General features: G+C 43.6%; 19 protein-coding genes, 3 tRNA genes, 1 other RNA gene and 2 pseudogenes. 7 read left to right on the top strand and 18 right to left on the bottom strand.

Annotated elements, in window-relative coordinates:
- From GKR74_RS17880 to bioB, 6 genes and pseudogenes are all read right to left on the bottom strand, one after another.
- Positions 1-546 (bottom strand): Rpn family recombination-promoting nuclease/putative transposase (locus tag GKR74_RS17880; RefSeq protein WP_154604663.1); only part of this gene is annotated, 546 nt, incomplete at its 3' end.
- Between the two features lie 222 nt (positions 547-768).
- Entirely contained in the window at positions 769-2,787 is a 2,019-nt protein-coding gene (uvrB, locus tag GKR74_RS17875; RefSeq protein ID WP_154604662.1) for an excinuclease ABC subunit UvrB, read from the bottom strand.
- A gap of 624 nt (positions 2,788-3,411) precedes the next feature.
- The gene (gene bioD / locus GKR74_RS17870) at positions 3,412-4,086 is read right to left on the bottom strand and encodes a dethiobiotin synthase (RefSeq protein ID WP_336431360.1); all 675 of its coding nucleotides are present in this window, start codon (positions 4,084-4,086) and stop codon (positions 3,412-3,414) included.
- Positions 4,079-4,894 (bottom strand): malonyl-ACP O-methyltransferase BioC, encoded by an 816-nt coding sequence (gene bioC, locus GKR74_RS17865; protein WP_154604660.1) that lies wholly within the window; start codon positions 4,892-4,894, stop codon positions 4,079-4,081. Before bioC ends, bioD begins: the two co-directional genes overlap by 8 nt.
- A pseudogene (gene bioF / locus GKR74_RS17860) lies at positions 4,884-6,029 on the bottom strand (8-amino-7-oxononanoate synthase); the annotation flags it as partial. The pseudogene bioF and the gene bioC, both read right to left, overlap by 11 nt.
- 2 nt (positions 6,030-6,031) lie before the next feature.
- Positions 6,032-7,066, bottom strand: a pseudogene (gene bioB / locus GKR74_RS17855) (biotin synthase BioB); the annotation flags it as partial.
- Positions 7,067-7,159: 93 nt separating this feature from the next.
- Between bioB and bioA the strand changes: the two are divergent.
- A complete protein-coding gene (gene bioA, locus GKR74_RS17850) occupies positions 7,160-8,431 on the top strand; it encodes an adenosylmethionine--8-amino-7-oxononanoate transaminase (RefSeq protein WP_154604658.1) in 1,272 nt (423 codons plus the stop codon).
- A gap of 46 nt (positions 8,432-8,477) precedes the next feature.
- On the opposite strand, the gene pgl is transcribed toward bioA, so the two are convergent.
- A complete protein-coding gene (pgl, locus tag GKR74_RS17845) occupies positions 8,478-9,458 on the bottom strand; it encodes a 6-phosphogluconolactonase (protein ID WP_154604657.1) in 981 nt (326 codons plus the stop codon).
- 212 nt (positions 9,459-9,670) lie between these two features.
- On the opposite strand from pgl, the gene GKR74_RS17840 reads away from it, so the two are divergent.
- Entirely contained in the window at positions 9,671-10,489 is an 819-nt protein-coding gene (locus GKR74_RS17840; protein WP_154604656.1) for a pyridoxal phosphatase, read from the top strand.
- A gap of 193 nt (positions 10,490-10,682) precedes the next feature.
- Here the strand turns inward: GKR74_RS17840 and modC are convergent, their stop codons facing one another.
- The 4 genes from modC to GKR74_RS17820 all read right to left on the bottom strand — a co-directional run bounded on the left by modC (position 10,683) and on the right by GKR74_RS17820 (position 13,670).
- The gene (gene modC / locus GKR74_RS17835) at positions 10,683-11,750 is read right to left on the bottom strand and encodes a molybdenum ABC transporter ATP-binding protein ModC (protein ID WP_154604655.1); all 1,068 of its coding nucleotides are present in this window, start codon (positions 11,748-11,750) and stop codon (positions 10,683-10,685) included.
- Position 11,751: 1 nt separating this feature from the next.
- On the bottom strand, positions 11,752-12,441 hold the full coding sequence (gene modB / locus GKR74_RS17830; RefSeq protein ID WP_036950542.1) for a molybdate ABC transporter permease subunit: 690 nt from the start codon (positions 12,439-12,441) through the stop codon (positions 11,752-11,754).
- A gap of 22 nt (positions 12,442-12,463) precedes the next feature.
- Entirely contained in the window at positions 12,464-13,240 is a 777-nt protein-coding gene (modA, locus tag GKR74_RS17825) for a molybdate ABC transporter substrate-binding protein (protein WP_036950547.1), read from the bottom strand.
- A 277-nt stretch (positions 13,241-13,517) separates the two neighbouring features.
- Positions 13,518-13,670: an AcrZ family multidrug efflux pump-associated protein gene (locus tag GKR74_RS17820; RefSeq protein ID WP_154604654.1), complete on the bottom strand. Its 153-nt coding sequence runs from the start codon at positions 13,668-13,670 to the stop codon at positions 13,518-13,520.
- A 189-nt stretch (positions 13,671-13,859) separates the two neighbouring features.
- Between GKR74_RS17820 and modE the strand changes: the two genes are divergently transcribed.
- From modE to GKR74_RS17800, 4 genes are all read left to right on the top strand, one after another.
- Entirely contained in the window at positions 13,860-14,648 is a 789-nt protein-coding gene (modE, locus tag GKR74_RS17815) for a molybdenum-dependent transcriptional regulator (protein ID WP_154604653.1), read from the top strand.
- Between the two features lie 133 nt (positions 14,649-14,781).
- A complete protein-coding gene (gene modF / locus GKR74_RS17810; protein WP_154604652.1) occupies positions 14,782-16,260 on the top strand; it encodes a molybdate ABC transporter ATP-binding protein ModF in 1,479 nt (492 codons plus the stop codon).
- Between the two features lie 373 nt (positions 16,261-16,633).
- Positions 16,634-17,386 (top strand): 2,3-diphosphoglycerate-dependent phosphoglycerate mutase, encoded by a 753-nt coding sequence (gene gpmA / locus GKR74_RS17805; RefSeq protein ID WP_036950561.1) that lies wholly within the window; start codon positions 16,634-16,636, stop codon positions 17,384-17,386.
- A 176-nt stretch (positions 17,387-17,562) separates the two neighbouring features.
- Positions 17,563-18,303: a hypothetical protein gene (locus tag GKR74_RS17800; RefSeq protein WP_154604651.1), complete on the top strand. Its 741-nt coding sequence runs from the start codon at positions 17,563-17,565 to the stop codon at positions 18,301-18,303.
- A gap of 68 nt (positions 18,304-18,371) precedes the next feature.
- On the opposite strand, the gene aroG is transcribed toward GKR74_RS17800, so the two are convergent.
- The 3 genes from aroG to nadA form a co-directional block, all read right to left on the bottom strand.
- Positions 18,372-19,427, bottom strand: coding sequence for a 3-deoxy-7-phosphoheptulonate synthase AroG (gene aroG, locus GKR74_RS17795; protein WP_154604650.1), 1,056 nt, complete (start codon positions 19,425-19,427; stop codon positions 18,372-18,374).
- Between the two features lie 332 nt (positions 19,428-19,759).
- Positions 19,760-20,482, bottom strand: a complete 723-nt coding sequence (pnuC, locus tag GKR74_RS17790) for a nicotinamide riboside transporter PnuC (RefSeq protein ID WP_154604649.1) — start codon at positions 20,480-20,482, stop codon at positions 19,760-19,762.
- A 95-nt stretch (positions 20,483-20,577) separates the two neighbouring features.
- On the bottom strand, positions 20,578-21,618 hold the full coding sequence (gene nadA, locus GKR74_RS17785) for a quinolinate synthase NadA (RefSeq protein ID WP_154604648.1): 1,041 nt from the start codon (positions 21,616-21,618) through the stop codon (positions 20,578-20,580).
- 239 nt (positions 21,619-21,857) lie between these two features.
- Between nadA and GKR74_RS17780 the strand changes: the two genes are divergently transcribed.
- Entirely contained in the window at positions 21,858-22,733 is an 876-nt protein-coding gene (locus tag GKR74_RS17780; protein WP_154604647.1) for an aminoglycoside 6-adenylyltransferase, read from the top strand.
- A gap of 146 nt (positions 22,734-22,879) precedes the next feature.
- Here the strand turns inward: GKR74_RS17780 and GKR74_RS17775 are convergent.
- The 4 genes from GKR74_RS17775 to GKR74_RS17760 all read right to left on the bottom strand — a co-directional run bounded on the left by GKR74_RS17775 (position 22,880) and on the right by GKR74_RS17760 (position 23,483).
- Positions 22,880-23,008, bottom strand: a non-coding RNA gene (locus tag GKR74_RS17775) — RtT sRNA.
- 42 nt (positions 23,009-23,050) lie between these two features.
- Positions 23,051-23,126: transfer RNA gene (locus tag GKR74_RS17770), tRNA-Lys, on the bottom strand.
- Between the two features lie 34 nt (positions 23,127-23,160).
- Positions 23,161-23,236, bottom strand: a tRNA-Lys gene (locus GKR74_RS17765).
- A 171-nt stretch (positions 23,237-23,407) separates the two neighbouring features.
- A tRNA-Lys gene (locus tag GKR74_RS17760) sits at positions 23,408-23,483 on the bottom strand.
- Positions 23,484-23,627 lie beyond the last annotated feature (144 nt).

Here is a 23,627-nt window from a genome sequence, read left to right as displayed (position 1 = left end):
ATGTTTGAGAACTAACTCCATCGCCGCGACTTTTCGGTGATTCACCAGTTCATCGTCACTTGCCACTGTCACATCCACTAAAGGCAATGGATTACAGTACAAACTATGAGCTAAATCAGACCACTCAAAGCAATCCGTCCATGATTGGGAATAGGGATAAGGGGATTGATTTCCATGATAAAACAGGATGGGAACCACCAGCGGCAAAGTTTGGTGCCCCTGCTGCAAATGCTGATTCATCGCGCAAAATGCGTAATGCATCAGCCGCCAACCCATCAGCTTATCGGGGGAAGATTGGTGCTCCACCAAGAAATAAAAATATCCCTTACCCTTGAGCGTTTGAACGGAATAGAGCATGTCCGAGAAACGAGAGCGCAATGTTTTATCCACAAATGAAGCGCTGGCTAACTTCAACGTATCAAAATTGCAAAGGTGTTTAATGCGATTAGGAAGATGGACTTCAAAAAAATCCCGCGCATTATCCACTTTGCTCATAAAGCCTTTAAAGGTTGAATCATGAGGAGCTACAATTGATTGGGTCACCATCTCGGCCTCGTCTTGGTTCATAAGATGACGAGATACTAACCAATATTTTTGGGAGAGTGATAAAAAGTTAGTCCTAATTTACGATAATTCCTTGACAGATTAACTCTTTGCTTTTAATCGAATTATTTACTTATTTCATTCATAAAAAAAGCCCCTTAACCTGCATGTTGCAGTGCTAAGAGGCGCTTAATAAATTACTACGTTTTTAACGATTATCGTGAATTACGAATTGGCGATAAATTGGTTTCGTAATGTTTGTAATTCGTCACGTACTCGAGCAGCGGCTTCAAATTCCAGATCTTGAGCATGTTTGTACATCTGTGCTTCCAATTGAGAAATACGCTGCTCCAGCTCTTTCGTTGACATGGATTGAACATTAAGCAGAGATTCATCTTTGATGCTCTCTTTGCTGCGCCCTTTCCCTTTGCCACCCACTTTGTGACCAATCTGGAGGATATCCCCCACTTTCTTGTTCAAGCCTTTAGGCGTGATGCCATGGGCTTCGTTAAACGCCATCTGTTTGGCACGACGTCGTTCTGTCTCAGCAATGGCTTTTTCCATGGAGTTAGTGATCCTATCCCCATACAAAATGGCTTTACCGTTCAAGTTACGCGCTGCACGACCGATGGTTTGGATCAGTGAACGTTCTGAACGTAAGAAACCTTCTTTATCAGCATCAAGGATAGCCACCAGCGAAACCTCTGGCATATCCAAACCTTCTCGCAATAAGTTGATCCCAACCAGTACATCAAACTCGCCGAGGCGTAAATCACGAATAATTTCGACACGCTCAACCGTATCAATATCCGAGTGCAAATAACGCACACGCTCCCCATGCTCTTCTAAATATTCGGTGAGATCTTCCGCCATGCGTTTGGTTAAGGTGGTGACCAGCACACGCTCCTGTTTCTGGACGCGAATACGAATTTCGGATAGCAAATCATCCACCTGCGTTGCCACCGGACGCACTTCAATCAGCGGATCAAGCAGCCCAGTAGGTCTAACTACCTGCTCAATCACTTCCTGCCCTGATTTATCCAACTCGTAATTACCCGGTGTCGCAGAGACATAGATAGTTTGAGGCGCTAAAGCTTCAAATTCTTCAAAACGCATTGGGCGGTTATCGAGGGCAGAAGGCAGCCGGAAACCATACTCGACGAGAGTCTCTTTACGAGAACGGTCACCTTTATACATCGCACCAATTTGAGGGATGGTGACGTGAGACTCATCCACAACCAGCAATCCATCAGCGGGCAAATAATCAAATAATGTTGGCGGTGGCTCGCCCGGTGCGCGACCCGAAAGATAACGTGAATAGTTTTCAATACCAGAGCAGTAGCCCAACTCATTCATCATTTCCAAGTCAAATTGGGTGCGCTGAGTGATCCGCTGCTCTTCCAGTAGCTTATGATTCTCTAACAACACTTTTCGCCTATCAGCTAACTCGACTTTGATATTTTCCATCGCCTCAAGAATTCGTTCTCTTGGCGTCACATAGTGAGTTTTAGGGTACACGGTAAAGCGTGGTACGCGATGTTGAATAGCTCCGGTTAACGGGTCGAACAATGATAATCGCTCCACTTCGTCATCAAAAAGTTCAACTCTTAATGCATACTCATCGGATTCTGCTGGGAAAATATCAATCACTTCGCCACGAACGCGGAATGTTCCTCGCGTGAATGCTTGGTCATTACGGGTATACTGCAAGTCTGCAAGGCGGCGCAAAATAGAGCGCTGGTCAATGATCATGCCGTCAGTCAAGTGCAGCATCATTTTTAAGTAGCTATCTGGATCACCCAACCCATAAATTGCAGAGACCGATGCCACTACAATGACATCACGGCGCTCAAGTAAAGCTTTGGTTGCAGACAAACGCATCTGCTCGATATGTTCGTTTACCGAGGCATCTTTCTCAATAAAGGTATCCGAGCTGGGGACATACGCTTCAGGCTGATAATAGTCGTAGTAAGAAACGAAATACTCCACTGCGTTCTCAGGAAAGAAGGCTTTCATTTCGCTGTAGAGTTGCGCCGCCAAAGTTTTGTTATGTGCCATCAACATCGTTGGGCGATTTTCTTGCGCGATAACGTTGGCAATTGTAAAAGTTTTACCCGACCCCGTAACCCCTAACAAGGTTTGATGAGCAAGACCATCTTCTAACCCTTCTCTTAATTTACGAATCGCCTCAGGCTGATCGCCTCCCGGCTGAAAATCAGAATACAGTTTAAAATCCTTGCTCATAGTTATGCCTCTTTAATAATCTCTCGCCTATGATACTGGATAAAAAACCAGCTTCAAGTGCTGGCGATAAATTTCCTTTTTATGAGGTTGAAATCTGTTTACGAAAATGTTATCCCCAAAATAAAACTTGACCTTTTCGAAAGTGGATATTTTATGCTTTTAGACTTTTTGGCTTTAACGCAAATCTAAATAGAACGCTTGCTTTTATTTAACTAATTGTATTTAAATAAAATTATATAAAAGCCCAGAATCACATCAAATAAAGGCAAAGCCGCTTGTCACCTAGCATCAGAATGGTTTTTGAATGTTAATTCACAAGGTTATCCACAGAAATAGTGGATAACTCTGGAAGCCCTTCCGCCTCATGCACTCCCGTAACATGCTCATTTTACGGTTTGGCAATAAAATGACAGAAATATGGCGAAATGGTGAAAGTGTTTTTACTCTCCATTCGCGACAAAAGAAAAATATTCTGTTTTTTTACGGAAACTACTTAGTATTTTCCCGATGAAACTTGACAAAAAAAGGATCATTAACGTTAAAAAAGATCGGCGAAAACAAGTCAAAGGCGTATTCCCGCCATAGCTAATTGTATAGCGGGTTTATGACGATTTTTAAGGGATCTTAAAGGAAGGAAAGGTCTAAATATTGCCCTAAACAATCGGTAGATTGGCTTTCGATATGCGGGATGATCCCTAAGCATGGCGCATCGATCATACGCTTCAATGCAGTGAGATATTCTTGTTGATATGTGCCCGCAGGCTCCACTTCATTCGCAACCCAGCCAACTAAAGATAACCCAGAGGCTTTCACAGCTTGCGCGGTTAATACCGCATGGTTAATACATCCAAGCTTCACACCAACCACCAAAATCACGGGTAACTGCTGCTCAACCACCCAATCTGCGTAGGTTTGTTCGGCAGATAATGGGGTATACCAGCCGCCAGCACCTTCCACTAGTACCCATTCAGCCTGCTTCTGTAACTGTTTTAGCCCTTGAGTCATCACAGAAAATTCAATGGGCTGACCTGTTTTTTCACTAACAATGTGTGGTGATGTCGGCACTTCAAAAATGATGGGATTGATTTGCTCATAAGGCACTGTAACGCGGCTATTAGCTTGCAGTTGTAGTGCATCGCTATTACGCAAACCTTGAGCCGTCATTTCGCTACCTGAAGCAACTGGCTTATACCCTACGGTTTTCAGCCCTTGCAGATTAGCCGCTTGCAACAATGCACAACTCGACATCGTTTTGCCGATTTCAGTATCGGTTCCGGTTACAAAATACGTTTTAGTCACGATAAATAATTCCAAATACAGTTTGATAGGTTAATGGCAGCCCTTTCTCGGTATTTGGGTATACCTCGATGAGTTGCTGCAAACGCTGACGTGTCATCAGCCCCGCTTGGCGACCCGCAGTTAAGTGAGTTGCGCCGATCCCCTTCACCGAATTAAGCAATTCAATGAGGTTAGAAAAATAGAGCGTATCCGCTTGTTGATAAAGTTGGCTACGCCACGCCTGACAGCTCTTAATAATCTTTGAGTAGGGTAAAAAACGGTTAACATGAGGGGAGTCATCTAACGCTTTCCAAGCCGTCGAGAGTTCACCAAGGGAGTGCTCCGCTAATGTGGTGAACCCGATAATGCCACCAGGCTTGGTCACACGATATAACTCGCTTAGAGCATGAGATAGATCATCGCACCACTGAATGGCTAAATTCGAAAATACCCAATCAAAACTGGCATCCTCAAAAGGAAGTGTGTCCATATCCCCACACACATAACGGTGCGCCGCTTGCTTGCTTCGCGCGACATCCAGCATGCCCGCGGAGAGGTCAAGCGCCGTCACATGCGCTCCCATCTGTTTGATAATTTGGCTAAAAAATCCTGTTCCACAACCTGCATCTAATACCTGTTGAGAAAACATAGAAGTCTCTATTGCCCCGTGGCTTTCTAACAAGCTAAGCAGCTGCTTACCGCTATTTTGTTGATAGCTAGCCAGAGAATCATAACGGGAAGCTGCACGCCCAAATGCCGACGCTATCTTGGCTTTTTCTCGAGTATTTCGCGATAAACTCGCCTCATCATGATACAAAGACAAACTCATTGAGTGCCTCCAATAATTTGTCGATATCGTCTTGCTGATGAGCAGCGCTTAATGTCATGCGTAATCTGGCACTACCCGGTGGAACCGTCGGTGGTCTAATAGCTTGAACCCAAATGCCTTTCTCGCGCAAAAATTGTGATAACTGCAAACTCTTTTCGTTATCCCCGACAATCAGCGGTTGGATAGCCGTATTCGAATCCACTAGATGCATATCCGGTAAATTAAGCTGGCGCTTAAAATAGTGAATATTGCGCTGTAATTGAGCTCGCTGCTCGTCCGCTTGTTGAATTTCTCCTACCGCCGCCGAGATAGCAACGGCTTGAGCCGGAGGCATTGAGGTGCTGTAAATAAGGTGGCGAGCCGCTTGAATTAAAAAGTCCGCAGTGCGTTCATCACACAACACCGCTGCCCCGCTAACGCCAACGGCTTTACCAAAGGTGGCCACGAGAATATCGGGCTTAATACCATATTCATCACAACTACCACGCCCTTGCTTGCCCCAGATCCCAAGTCCATGAGCATCATCCACCATCAACCATGCATCGTGGGCGCGAGCCAGTGTTTGCAGTTCATCAAGTGGTGCACTGTCCCCATCCATGCTGAACACCCCTTCCGTCACCACTAACGTTTTCGCTGTATGGGGTTTGCTGATTAGTTTTTTTAAGGAATCAACACTATTGTGGCTAAAGCGTCGTAACTGGGCTTGGGAATGCATCGCCCCTTCTAACAAAGAAGCATGGCTGAGTTTATCAGCCAAAATACGGTCTTCCGCCGTCATTAACGCGGTGATCAAAGCATGGTTAGCGGCAAAGCCAGAGATAAACAAAATGGCACGTGGATAACCTAGCCAATCCGCTAGCTTCTGCTCCGCTTGGTAATGAGCGTGAGTGAACCCCGTGATATGCCCAGAGCCACCACTTCCAACCCCATACTCTTGCGCACCTTGCTGCCAAGCACGGATAATTTCGGGGTGTTGGCTCAGCCCTAAATAATCATTTGACGAAAAATTCAGGTAGCTTTTGCCTTGAAAATGGAGTTCCCGACCAGAGCTTTTTTCAATACATCTGCGCTCGCGCCATGCAGAAGCGTCTTTACGCTTCTGCAATTGGCTATCGATAAACGATGTCCAGCCCATCAGACTGCCGCATTATAGAATTGCGGATTGTCAGCGGTTAACAGTGTTTCTGCCAGTTTCGCTGCTTGTAGGTCTTCCCCGTCTTCCATTTCAATACGCTCAGGGTTGATATTCAGCTTTTTAAACAGCGCAATATCTTTATTTTCATCCGGGTTTGGTGTGGTTAACAATTTGCAGCCATAGAAAACAGAGTTCGCACCTGCCATAAAGCACAACGCTTGGGTTTGCTCGTTCATATGCTCACGCCCTGCGGATAAACGCACGTAGGAGCTTGGCATCATAATCCGCGCCACAGCAATAGTACGAATAAAATCAAAGGGATCGACATCGTCGTTATCTGCCATTGGCGTGCCTTCAACCTTCATCAACATATTGATAGGCACACTTTCTGGTGGCTTTGGTAAGTTCGCCAGCTGCACGAGTAATGCCGCACGGTCACTGACTTTTTCACCTAGGCCCAAAATGCCACCTGAACAGACTTTAATTCCCGCATTACGTACGTTATCCAGCGTATCTAAACGGTCTTGGTAAGTTCGCGTGGTGATAATATTGCCGTAATATTCCGGTGAGGTATCAAGGTTATGGTTATAGTAATCCAAACCCGCATCCGCTAAGCGACCTGCTTGCGAATCGTCAATCATTCCCAGCGTCATGCACGTTTCCATGCCTAGCGCTTTCACTTCCTTGACCATCATTTCAAGGTAAGGCATATCACGCTCTTTCGGGTTACGCCACGCAGCCCCCATACAAAAACGCGTAGAACCGGCATTTTTCGCTTTCTTCGCCGATTCAACCACTTGCTGGACTTCCATCAAGCGTTCAGTTTCTAAGCCCGTTTTATACCGCGCACTCTGAGCGCAATACTTACAATCTTCAGGACATGCCCCTGTTTTGATAGATAGCAGCGTGCTCACTTGCACTTGTTGCGGGTCAAAATGTTGGCGATGTACTTGCTGTGCTTGAAATAATAATTCAAAAAACGGCATTGAAAACAGTTCGTTAGCTTGTTTTATTGTCCACTGTTTTAGTTGGCTCACGGGAACTCTCCAGTTGAAAAAGTTGTTGCCAGTTTAAATATTGCGATTATCATGTCAACTAAATGATCTAAAAAAAGTTGACGAAAAATGATTATGGACATCTGTGATATTGCTTTTGATGCCAAGCACATTTGGCATCCTTACACCTCAATGAGCCACCCTATTCCTGCCTACCCAATCGTTGCCGCAGAAGGTGCGGAGCTGATTATGGAAGATGGTAGAAGGCTGGTGGATGGAATGTCATCATGGTGGGCAACCATTCATGGCTATAATCACCCGGTACTCAATCAAGCAGTCACCGACCAACTGGCGAAAATGTCCCACGTGATGTTCGGGGGTATTACCCATCCACCTGCCATTGCATTATGCAAACAACTGGTTGCCATCACCCCTGAGCCATTAGAGTGTGTTTTCCTTGCAGATTCAGGCTCCGTCGCCGTGGAAGTTTCCTTAAAAATGGCGCTGCAATACTGGCAAGCTCGTGGTGAAAAGCGCCAGCGAATTCTCACGTTACGTCATGGTTATCATGGGGATACTTTTGGTGCGATGGCGGTGTGTGATCCTGACAATTCCATGCACGGTTTATACAAAGGTTATTTGCCGCCTCATATTTTTGTCGACGCGCCTCAATGTGGTTTCCATGATGAATGGAATGAAAATGATCTTCAGCCACTCAAGCATCAACTTGCCGAAAACCATCAAGATATTGCTGCGATCATCCTCGAACCTATCGTACAAGGTGCGGGCGGAATGCGTTTCTATCATCCTAATTACCTTAAAGGCGTTCGTGAACTTTGCGACCATTACGGATTACTGCTGATTGCGGATGAAATCGCCACAGGGTTTGGTCGTACCGGAAAGTTATTTGCTTGCCAGCATGCGGAAATTTCTCCTGATATCATGTGCCTAGGAAAAGGTTTGACGGGAGGCTATATGACACTCTCGGCCACCATTGCCACTCGCCATGTCGCGGAAACCATCAGTAATGGGGAAGCTGGCTGCTTTATGCACGGACCGACCTTTATGGGGAACCCATTGGCCTGCGCCGTTGCCAATGCCAGTTTGAAATTATTGCTAGAAAGCCCATGGCAAGAAACTGTTGCCAACATTGAACTGCAACTAAGAACAGAGTTACTTCCCCTTGCCCGTTATTCAAGTGTTCAGGATGTTCGGGTGTTAGGCACTATTGGTGTGATTGAGATGAAGCAGCCGGTCAATACGGCCGAATTGCAGAAAGTTTTTGTGGCTGAAGGGGTATGGGTACGCCCATTTGGTAAGCTTATTTATGTGATGCTGCCGTATATTATTACCCCTGAGCAGCTGAGTAAAATAACTCAAGTAATGGAAAAAGTGCTCGCCGCTTAACGTAAAATGTCGCTGAGCTATCCACTCAGCGACATTTGCTCAACCTTTAACGGAATGTCACCCACATACAGCCCGCAGAGGCTTTATAACGCGCTAATTCAGTCAATTTTCCAGTGATAGAATCAATCTCTGACACTGAAATATGATCAGATTTTTGTCCACTCGACACCAAGAAACGCCCTGATGGGTCAATATTAAAACCACGAGGCTGCGCTTGCGTTGGGTAGCGTCCAACTAAACTTAACTCGCGCCCATTCTCAGACACTTGATAGTGAGCTAAGTAACTTTCTGAGCGTTCACTCGCATATAAATGACGACCATTTGGCGTGATATGAATATCCGCTGCCCAACGCTGGCTCAGATTACCCGCAGGGTACAACGCGACATTCTGCATTTCACGGTAACGCGTAAATTTATGATAAACGTTGATCGTGGAATCTAGTTCATTCAAGCAGTAAATCACTTTTTCTTGAGGGTGTAGCGCTAAATGGCGAGGACCTGCTTTTGGTGCCGTTGTAATTTGATCCGCTGTAGCTTCGGTTAAATAACCATTGTTTGCCAGATCAAATAAACGAATATGATCTTCGCCTAAACATGGCACCCACAGCTGCTGATTATCAGCGTCCATATGGGATGAATGCGGATGGCGTAATCCTTCGATAACTTGAATTGGTGCCCCTGCAACGCCGTCACTACCAATCGGTAATACCGTTAAATTATGCTGGTGGTAAGAAGGAACAAATAGAAATTTACCGCTATTATCCAGCGATAAATGCACAGGTTTTCCTGGCACGCAGGTTTGTGCTTTAAAACGTAATGTACCTTGAGGTTCAATATTATAGGTCACAACACTCAGGTGAGGCCCGATCCCGATATACAGATGCTTTTTATCGTGGCTCACCACCATTGGCTGCACTTGCCCCGGCGTATTCACGGTTTGCAACAGTGAGAGTTCACCCACTTGATTCATCGCCCAAACGTGAATTTGTTGGGTTTCTGGGCTGGCAACATAAACAACCTGATCCATCCTGACTCCTTGATTGATAGTAAAATCATCGAATGAAATGATGGACTGACTATACCGAAAAAAAATCAAATTGCCGCTAAAAAACCAAATTACGGTTAAAAACCCAATCACCACTAAAAACCTACGCAGCACAGTTTAGTGTATAAACACTAATCAACTTCAGTTATCATAAAGCCCTAAAATGAATCCGAAAAAATCATATGGAGTCGTTTATGTCATACCGTGTTATTGCCCTTGATCTCGATGGAACGCTACTTGATCACCAGAAAAAAATTCTGCCCGAATCTTTAGAAGTCCTGAATGAAGCCCGTCGACAAGGGGTCAAAGTCATCATTGTGACAGGTCGCCACCATGTGGCCATTCATCCGTTTTATCAGACACTTGACTTAGATACCCCTGCAATTTGCTGTAACGGTACCTATCTGTATGACTATTTAGGTAAAAAAGTCTTAGAGTCCAACCCAATGACGGTGGATTCCGCTGCTTTACTGATTGAAAAACTGCGCGGCTCTGATATTCAACATTTAATGTATGTTGATAATGCGATGCTATATCACACGAAAACTGAAGGTGTGACGCGGACATTAAATTGGGCGCAATCTTTACCTCAACACCAGCGTCCAACTTTCGAATTTATCGAAGACTTCGCTCATGCGCTCAATCAATATGAGTATATTTGGAAATTTGCTGTCACCTCCCCAGACCATCAACGCCTGCACGATGTTGTTCGTGAAATTGAGTCAGAATTAGACTTAGATTGCGAATGGTCGTGGGAAGATCAAGTGGATGTGGGTCGCAAAGGCAATAGCAAAGGCCAGCGCCTGAAAGAATGGGTCGAATCCCAAGGCATGAGCATGAATGATGTGGTTGCTTTCGGCGATAATTTCAATGATTTAAGTATGCTAACGACTGCAGGCCTAGGAGTTGCTATGGGCAATGCTGTTGATGAAATCAAGCAGCAAGCGAAGCTTGTCACTCGCGTGAATACCGAACCGGGTATCGCCGAAGTGATCCGCAAATATGTTTTGTAAGAAGTACTGTCGCATAGATAAATGCATAACTCGGAGCAAGGCTCTAAGTTATTCGCATTGCAGCTAGGCGACGAATTCACTCATCCCTAGGAGCATACACAAGTATGTGACTAGGGTGAGTTAATGAAGGCAACAACGCTGCGGTGTGAAGAATGACGAGCCTTAACATGGCGGTATGAAGAACGACAATCCTTTAGAATGTTTTAGAAAGTGATGCCGACTTAACCTGCGCAAACACCTTCCGCCCCTTACGGATCGAAAGTTCATCCCTAGCCCAGCGCGTGATCCTCGCCCACAGATAGTGTTCATCACCCAAATCTAACTTCACATCCACTTGCTCGCCATCTTCTATCCACTCCACCACTTCCGCAGATAGAATATTTCGGATACTACTAACTTGCGGTTTTTCAAGCACTAAAGAGACATCAGACGCATCAATGCGTAACCGCAACGCACTGTTTTTATCTACATCGATGCGGGGGATCCACAATTTTTGATTGCCAACCATCACCGCCGTCATCTGATAATCTGGATGCTGGCTATGCACTTCCACACTCAGCACGCTACTCAAGGTTTCTTGCTGCAACCAAGGTCGCAGAGCGCTACTTGCCCACACCTCTTCTAGGGGGCCAAATGCCTTCACTTTACCTTGCGCCATGACGATAACTTTATCAGCCAAACGCAGGATTTCATCGAGGCTATGACTGACATACAAAATTGGGATTTTAACGTCTTGGGAAAGCTTTTCTAAGTAAGGCAATAATTCACGCTTACGTGGGAGATCAAGGGAGGCTAATGGCTCGTCCATCAACAGAATTTCAGGCGCTGTTAATAATGCGCGCCCAATCGCCACCCGCTGTTTTTCCCCACCGGAGAGGGTCATTGGAAAGCGATTTAGTAATTTTTCAATTCCCAGCAATTCAACGATATCGTCGAATCGCTCTTTCATTTGCGGCGCCATACCGTAACGTAAATTACTTTTTACGCGGTAGTGAGGAAATAACCGAGCATCTTGGAAAACATAGCCAATATGGCGCTTTTCTGGGGGTAGACAGATGCCTTTTTCGATATCCACCAGCGTACGTCCATTTAGGACTATCCGCCCTTTATTTGGCTTAGTTAATCCGCCTATCACATTGATTAGTGATGTTTTTCCCGCACCGGATAATCCAAAAACTGCCGTGATGCTCTCCGTGGGTAACTGGGTATTCACTTCCATTTGTAAATCACCCAATCTTTGAGCGAAATTTAGTTCTAACATATTAGGCTACCCCCAGACGCTTCTTGCCCCAACGGGTCAGCCATTCTGAAATTAATAACGAAATTAAGGCTAAGACAATCGCAATAATACACAAACGCGCCGCATCGGTTTCTGCTCCTGGCGTTTCTATCAACGTATACATAGCAAGTGGGATTGTCTGAGTTTCCCCTGGAATATTAGACACAAACGTAATGGTTGCCCCAAATTCGCCAAGAGAACGTGCAAACGCTAAAACCGTACCGACGATAATTCCCGGTAACGATAATGGGATGGTGATCGTGAAAAAAACTCTTAATGGGCTCGCACCAAGGGTTCGTGCTGCTTGTTCCAGCTTTTTATCTACGGCTTCTAACGCTAAGCGTATCGCTCTCACCATTAATGGAAATGCAACCACCGCCGATGCTAATGCGGCTCCTCGCCAACTGAATGTAAAACTGAAACCAAACCAGTCATACAGCCATTCGCCAATGAACCCTCGCTTTCCCATACTGACGAGTAGCAAATATCCCACTACCACTGGTGGCAGCACCAGTGGTAAGTGGATAATACTGTCGAGCAATGTTTTGCCAGGAAAATGGCAGCGGACTAATACCCAAGCCATCAAAATACCAAACGGTAAGCTAAATAGCACCGCCACGCTGGAAACTTTTAAACTGAGGTAAATCGCTTCCCATTCATAAGGACTTAACATCTGCAACGATATGATCTCTTAATTATTTTTGATTTGGAGTGAAGCCGTAACGCTTGAATATTTCTGAAGCCGCAGGGGTTTTCAGGTATTCATAGTAGTCACGGGTCGCTTTATTATCCTGATCTTTCACAATTCCCATTGGATATTCAACAGGTTTATGAGTGTCAGCAGGGAAAATACCCACTACTTTTACTTTTTGGCTTGCAACAGCATCGGAGCCGTACACAATACCTAATGGTGCTTCTTGACGCTCAACTAGCGCCATGCCGCTACGTACGTTGTTAGTACGCGCTAATAATGGGTCAACCGTTTCCCAAGCCCCTAAATAGGTTAATGCTTCTTTCGCATAGATCCCAACAGGAACGTGGTCAGGGTCGCCGACTGCTAAGCGGCCGCCATCTAACAGTTTTTTCCAATCTGTCTGTTTGTTAATTTCCACTTTATCGATTTTTGAATCTTTCGGTGCAATCAACACTAACTCATTACCTAATAAAGTATAACGGGTGTCTTTAACCATCAGATTTTTATCAATCGCAAAGTCCATCCACTGCTGATCAGCAGAGATAAACATATTTGCCGGTGCACCTTGCTCAATCTGGCGAGCCAGCGTTGAAGAGGAAGCATAAGAAGCCACCACTTCAACATTCGTTTCTTTCTTATATTGCTCTGAAATTTCATTCAGTGCGTTAGTCAGTGACGCTGCTGCAAACACGGTAATTTTTTCAGCTGCGAAGCTATTACCCGCCATAGTCAGTGTTAACGTGGCACCCGCAACCAGAGATATCAAACCTTTTTTCATATTAATCCACCATTGTATTATTTAACACGCTATATATATCAAGATATAGCGTTAACTTAAAGTCAAACAATGCATAAAGGTGTGCTAGCTCAATAATTGATGAATTTACGAACTCATAACAATAATATCGACAGGAGGATAGACAACATTAGTGTTTTAAGTTGACTAGTATGACAAGGTGTTAACAGGCAGATTTTTAGGGGATAAAAATGACTTGCCCCCCGACTATGGAATAGCCAGAGGGCAATAATTAGCACGAAAATAAACCTATAAAAGGTTATTTTCTTTCTTCATGATGGTGATGTGGGACGTGCGCTTTAGACAATAGGTTAAAGAATGAACCTAAGCCATAGATCAGACCCATGATCATTACCATTACAACCGGAACCATTAACAGGGCAAAGCCCAAACTTTTGATAAGTTCTAACATCTAAGCCTCTTCAGTGATACTGTGCTCACCAGCATTCTGATACGCTGACGAGGGAAAATCGATACAATGAAAATAATAACGCACAATAGCATTATATTGCATACTATTTTAGACAAATTATTATACTAGCAAGATACGAAACGTGCTTTTTGCCTTTGCCGCCACAATCCTAGCAGGGAGATCTTAACAATGCAGGCCGAAATCTTACTTACATTGAAGCTACAGGGAAGTTTATTTGCCGACCCTCGCCGAATTGCTTTACTAAAACAAATAAAAGCGACAGGATCAATTAGCCAAGGTGCTAAACTTGCAGGGATCAGCTATAAAAGTGCGTGGGATGCCATCAATGAAATGAACCAACTCACTGATGACATTCTGTTGGATAGATCAACCGGAGGCAAAGGTGGTGGCGGAACCACGCTCACCCAGTATGGGGAAAGATTAATCCAGCTCTATGATTTACTGGGGCAAATTCAACAAAAAGCTTTTGATGTGCTCAAAGATGATAGCCTTCCTCTTGATAGCCTGCTCGCTGCAATTTCTCGCTTTTCATTACAAACCAGTGCCCGCAACCAGTTTTTCGGCACTCTGATTGCACGAGATCACAACCATGTTTTACAGCACGTTCAAGTGAAACTGGCCGACAAGAAAACCGTCATTAACGCCGCACTCACCGAATCTAGCGCTAACCGCCTTGGCTTAGTTGAAGGAAAAGAAGTCCTCGCCCTGATTAAAGCGCCGTGGGTCAAACTGACCAAGAAACCAAGCGAAACCCATTTTGATAATCAACTCTCAGGCACCGTTTCAACCCTCGAAAGAGGCCCTGAAAACAGCGAAATCCTTGTCACTTTAGCGGGTGGAGAAACACTCTGCTCCACCTTATCAAATCAAGAAGTTGATGCGTTAAAGCTGGCGATTAACGATCCAATTACAGCGCTATTTAATGCTGATCAAGTGATTATCGCTACACTTTGCTAGATTTTTAGGGGTTAATGCCCCTAATATTGTCCCTGATTCACTATTTTTTAGCTTCCTCTCATGTCGACTTATTGACTTTACTTGTAAACCTGATTATTTGTGATAGCAGGCAGGTCAATGATAAGGAAGCTAAATGAGCTCGATAACAATACAAAATGGGTGCTTTAAACTGAGCGAAACCCAAACGCTCGATATTCCTCATCTCGAAATTCATTCGGGTGAAAGCTGGGCTTTTATTGGTGCCAATGGTAGCGGAAAGTCATCGCTAGCACGCGTACTCTCTGAGGAGTTGCAATCCCTTTCCGGTATCACCCAAAGCGGCTTCAAATCCCCTATTCGCCTCTCTTTTGAGCAGCTACAAAAAATCATCGCAGAAGAGTGGCAACGTAATAATACCGACTTACTCAGTGACGATGAAGAAGATACTGGCTTTACTGCCGCGGAGATTATTCAACTTCATCATAAAGATAATGAATTGTGCTTAGAGCTTGCGGCTAGATTTGGTATCAGCGATTTGCTATCACGTCGCTTTAAATACCTGTCTACGGGGGAAACTCGCAAAGTCCTACTGTGCCAAACGTTGATGGGTTCTCCAGACTTACTGATCCTCGATGAACCCTTTGATGGCTTAGATATTTATTCACGAAGCAACCTTAGCGAACTGCTCTTTAGCCTGCATGATAAAGGACTCACTGTCGTATTGGTGCTCAACCGCTTTGATGAGATCCCCGATTTTGTTGAGCACATTGGTGTTGTCGCTGACTGTAAACTCACTCTAAGTGGCGAGAGAGAGTCAGTGCTTGCTAACACGCTGATCCACCAGCTACAGCACAGCGAAAAAATCAAGCAACTTACTATTCCTGAACAAGAAGACCCAACTCTTGAAGATACGCTTGATAAAGAGACACCACGTATTGTTTTAAATAATGGCGTCGTTAGCTACAACGATAAACCCATTTTGCATGGGCTAAGCTGGCAAGTTAATCCCGGAGAACACTGGCAGATCATTGGTGAAAATGGTGCAGGTAAATCCACGCTATTAAGCCTGATCACTGGTGACCATCCTCAAGGTTATAGTAATGATTTAACCTTGTTTGGACGCCGTCGCGGCAGTGGAGAAACGATTTGGGATATTAAGCGCCATATTGGCTATGTCAGTAACAGTATTCATCAAGAATATCGAGTGGCAACCAGTGTACTCAACGTCATTATTTCCGGTTTCCATGACTCCATTGGTCTGTATCAAACACCTTCAGACCGCCAAGTTCAATTAGCTTATGAATGGCTAGCACTACTTGGATTTGCGCCACAAACGGCTCAACAACCATTTCATAGCTTATCGTGGGGTCAACAGCGATTAATTCTGATTGCTCGCGCTTTGGTTAAACACCCTACCATGCTTATTTTGGATGAACCTCTTCAAGGGCTTGATGGGCTAAATCGCCTGCTGGTTCTGCGTTTTATCGATATTATGCTTAGCCGAGGAAATACTCAGCTATTGTTTGTTTCACATCACCAAGAAGATGCTCCATCGTGTATTACCCATCGACTGAAATTTGTTCCTGATGGGGATAAATACCACTACGATATTGAAGTCGTCTCAGAACTATAACCCCGTTATCTTGCTGGTAAGTATTTACTTACCAGCATCATTTATTACCGCTTATCAAATTCCCCAATAAATTAATCCAGCACATATTATTATTAAATTTTTCACTTGCTGTATCGATTCACTTAGGGTTAAATCTATGCCATACCTTCTGATTTACTGAGTCAGTGACACGGTGCTAAAACACCTAATAAACTAAATCGTTTCGCCTAACCTTAAGTTAAATTAAAATCACTAATCCCTAGATATTATTGATTTTTTTGGCTTAAAACTGAGAAAACGTCATGTTGTCACTAGCGTTCGGGGCGACTATCCCTATAATGTAGGTCAGCAATAATTCATTTCTAATTTGAATGTACTGATAGGAGTTTTAGCTATGGCTGTAACTAAACTGGTTTTAGTAAGACACGGTGAGAGTGAGTGGAACAAAGAAAACCGCTTCACCGGTTGGACTGATGTAGAACTGTCAGAAAAAGGTCGTGAAGAAGCCAAAAATGCAGGTCAACTGCTGAAAAAAGAAGGCTTTGTTTTTGATTTCGCTTATACCTCCGTTCTAAAACGTGCTATCCACACCTTATGGAACATTCTGGATCAAGTTGAACAGCAATGGCTGCCAGTTGAAAAAAGCTGGAAACTAAACGAGCGTCACTACGGTGCACTGCAAGGTTTAGATAAATCAGAAACTGCTGCAAAATACGGTGATGAGCAAGTAAAACTGTGGCGTCGCGGTTTTGCTATCACTCCACCAGACCTGACTAAAGATGATGAGCGTTTCCCTGGTCATGACCCACGTTACGCAAACTTGAAACCATCTGAACTGCCAGTCACTGAAAGCTTAGCAACCACTATCGACCGTGTTGTTCCTTACTGGGAAGAAGTGATTAAACCACGTGTTGAAAAAGGCGAGAAAGTGATCATCGCAGCTCACGGTAACTCACTGCGTGCACTGGTTAAATACTTGGACAACATGGGTGAAGAAGAGATTCTGAACCTGAACATCCCAACAGCAGTGCCACTGGTTTATGAGTTCGATGAGAACATGAAACCAATCAAACGCTACTATCTGGGTAACCAAGATGAAATCGCAGCAAAACAAGCCGCGGTTGCAAACCAAGGTAAAGCGAAGTAATTACTAACTTTTCTTTATGCCTATTGAGGGTTAAGCCAATGGCTTAGCCCTTTTTTATTGGCATTTTTCTTTATTTTTCGAGTTTGATTATAAAATCCATCACCTCGGAGTGTCGAAAATACCGATAACCGACTATCATAGGGAAAAATTCACTGAAAGGTTGATAAATCAAGAAAATGAATAAGTTTAATCTTTATGTCTGGGTGGGGTTAATCCTCAGCGCCAGTATTTTAGGTGCGCTACTGTATATGTTACAAACGGGGGAAATGACCCTTGAAGGACCTGCGGGGAGTGCAAATCCTGAGCTGATGAAAACATTGATGATTATTGCGTGTGTCAGCTTCCCACTGCAAATCGTCAGTATGATGGTACTCAATTATAAACCTACATTCGCCATTGTTCTTGCCGTGATCAGCAGCGTCGCACTCATGCCAATTACTATTGTATTTGCGATGGGGATGGTCTTTTCTGCCATTCGCTGGCGTTACCACCAACTCACGCCATTTGATACCACCATCAATGTCCCTTTCGACGTCAGTATCCCGATGAATAAACGCAGCAATACAATGATGGTATTCCCGATTGCGATTTTAGGTATTGTATTGATTATATTAAGCCAAAGCCTAGGTATGTTTTTATTCGTACTGGCCGTTTTCTTAGGTTTCTTTGGTAAAAAAGCCAGCACTAGTACCTACTTAGCAATTAAAGATGCGCATTTTTATATTCGCCCGAATATCTTTGCTTATTGCTACCGTATTCCACTCAAAGATGTGTTCTACGTAAAAAGTGAAAAAGGAAAATTATTTTTCATAGCCAAAGTGGATGGTTCAGATATTCAGCTCTCTGCTAATCCTGCAAATATGGCACCTGAAGATCAGGCAAACATTGAAAAATTATTAAGCCGAGTGCAGAAATAATCACAAAAAAGCCAGTTCCTAAATTAACGAACTGGCTTTTTTCAGATTTTAAACGCGTTTTTTATTAATTACTTTTGGCGACGTGCAATTACTGCATCGGATAACTGTCGTAAAACTTTTTCCGTATCATCCCAGCCAATACATGCATCCGTGACACTTTTGCCGTAAACCAAAGGCTCGCCAGATTCTAAATTCTGATTACCTTCAACTAAATGGCTTTCAATCATAACGCCCGTAATTGAACGGTCACCATTGCTCAGCTGTGCACTGACATCCGTTGCAACTTCCATCTGTTTTTCAAACTTCTTGCTACTGTTAGCATGGCTAAAGTCGATCATAATGCTTGGGATGAGCCCTGCATTCGACAGTCCTTCGCGTACTTCTTTAACATGTTCAGCACTGTAATTTGGCGTTTTACCACCACGTAAAATAATATGGCAGTCAGGGTTTCCGCTGGTATTCACGATAGCTGAATGCCCCCATTTAGTAACGGATAAGAAACTGTGTGCTGAACGCGCAGAGTTAATCGCATCAATCGCAATTTTAATCGTGCCATCAGTTCCGTTTTTAAACCCAACCGGGCAAGACAAGCCAGAAGCTAATTCACGGTGAATTTGCGATTCAGTCGTACGCGCACCAATAGCGCCCCAACTCATTAAGTCGGCCACATATTGTGGGCTGATCACATCAAGGAATTCACCTGCCGTTGGTAAACCCTGGTCATTGATTGTTAACAGCAATTCACGCGCAATACGTAAGCCTTCGTTAATATCAAAGCTGTGATCCATATGAGGATCGTTAATTAACCCTTTCCAACCGACGGTAGTACGCGGTTTTTCAAAATAAACTCGCATCACGATTTCTAAAGAACCTTTTAGCTCTTCGCGTAATTTTTTCAAGCGCTCGGCATACTCTAAAGCCGCTTTTGTATCGTGAATCGAACAAGGGCCAATAACAACCACAAGACGGTCATCTTTCCCTACTAGGATATTATGAATAGCATGACGAGCTTCATGAACGGTAAACGCCGCTTTATCGGTTGCTGGAAATTTTTCAAGCAGTGCAATAGGGGGTAATAATTCTTTTATTTGTTTTACTCTGACGTCATCGTTCTGATAGTTCATACTGGTATATCCAATGTTTATTATTTTTCCTAAAGTTGAGTTACATACCTTTTTGAGTCTCAATAGCTAACAATTAACTTAAAATGCGACAGGTATCGAAATTTCAATCTAACTGTTCCCCAGTCATCTGTAAACAGCCAAAATGGCGAGATAATCACTCATTATTCCGCTTCCAATTATAAAATGAGGTGAAACTGTGATATCTAGCACAATAGCTAAACAGTTGAGGGATAATACAGAGTAAAAATATAAAGAAACGGCTAAATAACGATGATGTTACTTTAGCCGTTTTTTGCATTTTTTCCTATTGAGTAACTGACCCAACAAGAGGCTTAGTCACGAGATAACGCCGTTGAGCCATTTTCTTTCGCGGATTTGATCCACAACCGAGAACCATTCAATGCAATGCCAAGCAGAATTAAATATTCCAGTGACATTGCATACACGCCTTGGATAAAGAAAATCACAATGCTAATAACGTTAATCACCACCCAGAGTAGCCAGTTTTCGACATACTTGCGGGTCATTAAAATCATCGCAACCACAGATAACACCGTCATCGTGGAATCCCAGAATGGGAAAGCATCTGGGTCTATTGTTGGTAAGGTTAAATTAGCACCAAAGAGGTTTAATAATTCAACGGCCCAAGTCGCAAGGCGTCCAAATACCGCATCAATATTAAAGGTGAGGAAAATGATAGCTAACACAGAGATGACTAGCGTTGTTAACGCTTTAGGAAGGCTTAGCCAGCGGATTTTCAACTCGGCTTCTTGAGAGTTTGATACTCGACTCCAAGCATACCAACCATAAATATTGGCACCAAAGAAAAACACCTGTAAAAGCAAATTAGCATATAACTGAATTTGAAAGAAAATCACTGCGAATAAGGTCACGTTAATCAGACCAAATAAGTAGTTAATGGTTTTTTCGAAGCTTGCCAATAAAATACACAATAAACCCGCGATCGTCCCTACGGCTTCAATATAAGACAGATCATACACAGAACCCCATACAGGGATCTGCACTAACGTATTTGCGGTGCTAAAAAACTCCATTTTTAAATCCTATTTATCATTCATAGTTAAAATAGCATTGCTCATCAATATCACACGGTTAACTTATTTGAAATTAAACCGCGTATTCTTGGTTGTTATTTTAGACTTTCTGCAAACTTTAACATTTTATCCAATGGTAATAGGGCTTTTTCACGCAACTGTGCATCTACATGTATTTGATGCTCGATACCATTGCCTTCTAAGGCCTCTGTAATTGCCTGTAAGCCATTCATCGCCATCCAAGGACAATGAGCACAAGTACGGCATGTGGCCCCCTCACCTGCCGTTGGAGCGATATACAGTGACTTATCTGGACATGCTTGCTGCATTTTATAAAAAATGCCCTTATCAGTCGCCACTATCATGGATGGATTCGGTAATGTTTGTGCAGCTTTAATTAGTTGGCTCGTGGAACCAACCGCATCCGCCAAATCAACAACAGCTTGGGGTGACTCAGGGTGAACCAGTACCGCCGCATCTGGGTACATGGCTTTCATTTTCTCTAATGATTGGGTCTTAAATTCATCGTGAACGATACAGGCCCCTTGCCAGCACAGAATATCCGCGCCCGTTTGTTGCTGAACATAGCGCCCTAAGTGCTTATCCGGCGCCCAAATAATCTTTTCTCCGAGGCTGTCTAAGTGCTCAATCAGCTCTACTGCAATACTGGATGTCACAACCCAGTCTGCACGGGCTTTTACCGCTGCGGAGGTATTCGCATAAACCACCACTGTTCTATCTGGGTGAGCATCACAAAAGCGGGTAAATTCTTCATCTGGACAGCCAATATCCAACGAGCATTGTGCGTCGAGTGTTGGCATCAAGACATTTTTTTCTGGGCTTAGGATTTTGGCTGTTTCCCCCATAAATCGTACGCCAGCAACAACCAGGGTTGATGCATCATGCCGAGCGCCAAAGCGCGCCATTTCAAGAGAATCAGCAACACAGCCGCCGGTTTCTTCCGCTAATGCTTGTATTTCAGGATCGGTATAGTAATGCGCGACAATCACCGCATTTTTTTCGACCAATAATTGTTTAATGCGCTCACGGTAAAACGCTTTCTGATCGGTATTTAACGGTGCTGGTTTAGGAGGAAAAGGATAAACAGCATGGTCAAAATCGATAAACTCGCTCATTTCTCGCCTCTGTTTAGCAGAAAGTTATTTTATGCTTAAAAATATTCATAAAACCCCTGATTCTGCATATTTTTGTTTTATATACTAAACACGATACGCTTATTTGGCTAAGATGTCTCCAACCTTTTCATCAATGAGCGAATGATTTTACCGTAGCGCCCTTTTTCACGATTTGTTTTTCGCTTTTCTCTTCATTTGTCGGTATCTTAGCGGCTTCTGTTAACTCCAATAGGTTAGTTATGGAATCACCTGCAACGCTATTAAATAAAATAATTTCTATTTCATTACTCGAACCTAGAATTGAAGCCGTCATACTGACGGGCTCTAGAGGACGAGAATTAGACATCGATGGCTATTCAGACATTGATATTGAACTTATTGGTCATGGTGTGACTGCACTTTTCAATGATAAGCAATGGGTTAGCCTTATTGCCAATCCATTAATCGCATTACATTTAGAAAATGGTGGTGAAAATGAGCCAGAAAATCCCACCTGTTTAGTGATTTATGAAGAAGGACGCAAAGTTGATTTTACATTTGCAGAACCTTCTCGATTACTCAAAATGCAGCAACAAGGGTTAGATAGTACTTACTCACGTGGTTTTATGGTGCTATTAGATAAAACTGGGATCACAGATGCACTACCGTCACCCAACCCTAGCGCATTAAAGCCCGCGCCGTTGAGTGGGCATCAGTTTAATGAGCTGATTACGGATTTTTGGTTTGAAGCTCACCAAGTGGCAATTGCATTAACGCGTAATGAGCTATGGAGCGCTTGGTCAAGAAGTACTGACATGAAACGTTTCTTTCTCAGCTTACTTGAGCAAACTGTTGCTCATGGAAATACACAACACGATGTTTGGTATAACGGTAAACATTACCAACAATGGATGCCAGAGCATGTTATCCAAGCCACTGAAACGATTTTTGACTGCGGTACTGCGCAAAAAGCTGCATTATCTCTACATTGCTTGATGGGCCATTTTATGGAAGCGATGACTGAGGCCATTGAACTGTTTGGTTATCAAGATAACCGTGCGGTGGGTCTAAAAGTGCAAGAAATCGTTATCGGGATCTTAAAGGATAATGGGTTAATTCCTGAAAATCTGGAATAAATGGTATTAGGCTGGCGAGGGAATGCTGGTTTTTTGGGGATGAGAGTTGAGTGTCGGTATTAGCGTAAATTGTTCTTTGACTAAATTAGGAATAGTTGGAGTTAAGACTGAATGCTAATGGGATTTTATTGAAGGGATTTTTGAGATGGTGGGTCGTGCAGGATTACTCGGGCTTTGCCCTCGCCCTTCGGGTCGTTGCGGCAAGCGCAACGCTGTCTCGCTTCGCTCGGCTCGAACCTGAACGCAGCTTCTCACCCGCACTCAACGTACAATATGCAAATGACAGAGTTGTTTGTGATTGAGGAGTTTTCTTGAGATGGTGGGTCGTGCAGGATTCGAACCTGCGACCAATTGATTAAAAGTCAACTGCTCTACCAACTGAGCTAACGACCCATCTGAAATACTTGAATTGTTTACTACTTTTAGATGGTGGGTCGTGCAGGATTCGAACCTGCGACCAATTGATTAAAAGTCAACTGCTCTACCAACTGAGCTAACGACCCATCTAATTTCTTGCTTTTTTGTACTAATATAATGCCGAGAACGTACAGGATTCTTCGACCTTCGGTCTCACCCTACGGGCTGAACCTGCAACCATCTTATTAACAGTTAACAATTCTATCAACTGAGCTAACGGCCCATCTGAACTGCTTGAACTATTTACTGCTTTTAGATGGTGGGTCGTGCAGGATTCGAACCTGCGACCAATTGATTAAAAGTCAACTGCTCTACCAACTGAGCTAACGACCCATCTAAATGTTTTTAGAATCAATGTTTAATCGATTCTTGCTGATATGACTCGGATTTATCAACCCGTGCTTTCTCGTATCAACGGCGGCTTATATTACTGATTTCTGACGAGGGTGCAATGCTTTTTTTAAAAAAAGAGATTAA

The sequence above is a fragment of the Providencia sp. wls1914 genome, from assembly GCF_009706645.1.
Taxonomy (GTDB): Bacteria; Pseudomonadota; Gammaproteobacteria; order Enterobacterales; family Enterobacteriaceae; genus Providencia; species Providencia zhijiangensis.
The sequence above is the reverse complement of the archived record's forward strand: the minus strand, read 5'-3'. Positions and strand labels throughout refer to the sequence as shown.

Bases quoted from the DNA above. Each gene is read 5' to 3' on its own strand.
- uvrB (WP_154604662.1), bottom strand. From the start codon at position 2,787: ATGAGCAAGGATTTTAAACTGTATTCTGATTTTCAGCCGGGAGGCGAT.
- bioC (WP_154604660.1), bottom strand. From the start codon at position 4,894: ATGAGTTTGTCTTTGTATCATGATGAGGCGAGTTTATCGCGAAATACT.
- bioA (WP_154604658.1), top strand. From the start codon at position 7,160: ATGGACATCTGTGATATTGCTTTTGATGCCAAGCACATTTGGCATCCT.
- pgl (WP_154604657.1), bottom strand. From the start codon at position 9,458: ATGGATCAGGTTGTTTATGTTGCCAGCCCAGAAACCCAACAAATTCAC.
- GKR74_RS17840 (WP_154604656.1), top strand. From the start codon at position 9,671: ATGTCATACCGTGTTATTGCCCTTGATCTCGATGGAACGCTACTTGAT.
- modC (WP_154604655.1), bottom strand. From the start codon at position 11,750: ATGTTAGAACTAAATTTCGCTCAAAGATTGGGTGATTTACAAATGGAA.
- modB (WP_036950542.1), bottom strand. From the start codon at position 12,441: ATGTTAAGTCCTTATGAATGGGAAGCGATTTACCTCAGTTTAAAAGTT.
- modA (WP_036950547.1), bottom strand. From the start codon at position 13,240: ATGAAAAAAGGTTTGATATCTCTGGTTGCGGGTGCCACGTTAACACTG.
- GKR74_RS17820 (WP_154604654.1), bottom strand. From the start codon at position 13,670: ATGTTAGAACTTATCAAAAGTTTGGGCTTTGCCCTGTTAATGGTTCCG.
- modE (WP_154604653.1), top strand. From the start codon at position 13,860: ATGCAGGCCGAAATCTTACTTACATTGAAGCTACAGGGAAGTTTATTT.
- modF (WP_154604652.1), top strand. From the start codon at position 14,782: ATGAGCTCGATAACAATACAAAATGGGTGCTTTAAACTGAGCGAAACC.
- gpmA (WP_036950561.1), top strand. From the start codon at position 16,634: ATGGCTGTAACTAAACTGGTTTTAGTAAGACACGGTGAGAGTGAGTGG.
- GKR74_RS17800 (WP_154604651.1), top strand. From the start codon at position 17,563: ATGAATAAGTTTAATCTTTATGTCTGGGTGGGGTTAATCCTCAGCGCC.
- aroG (WP_154604650.1), bottom strand. From the start codon at position 19,427: ATGAACTATCAGAACGATGACGTCAGAGTAAAACAAATAAAAGAATTA.
- pnuC (WP_154604649.1), bottom strand. From the start codon at position 20,482: ATGGAGTTTTTTAGCACCGCAAATACGTTAGTGCAGATCCCTGTATGG.
- nadA (WP_154604648.1), bottom strand. From the start codon at position 21,618: ATGAGCGAGTTTATCGATTTTGACCATGCTGTTTATCCTTTTCCTCCT.
- GKR74_RS17780 (WP_154604647.1), top strand. From the start codon at position 21,858: ATGGAATCACCTGCAACGCTATTAAATAAAATAATTTCTATTTCATTA.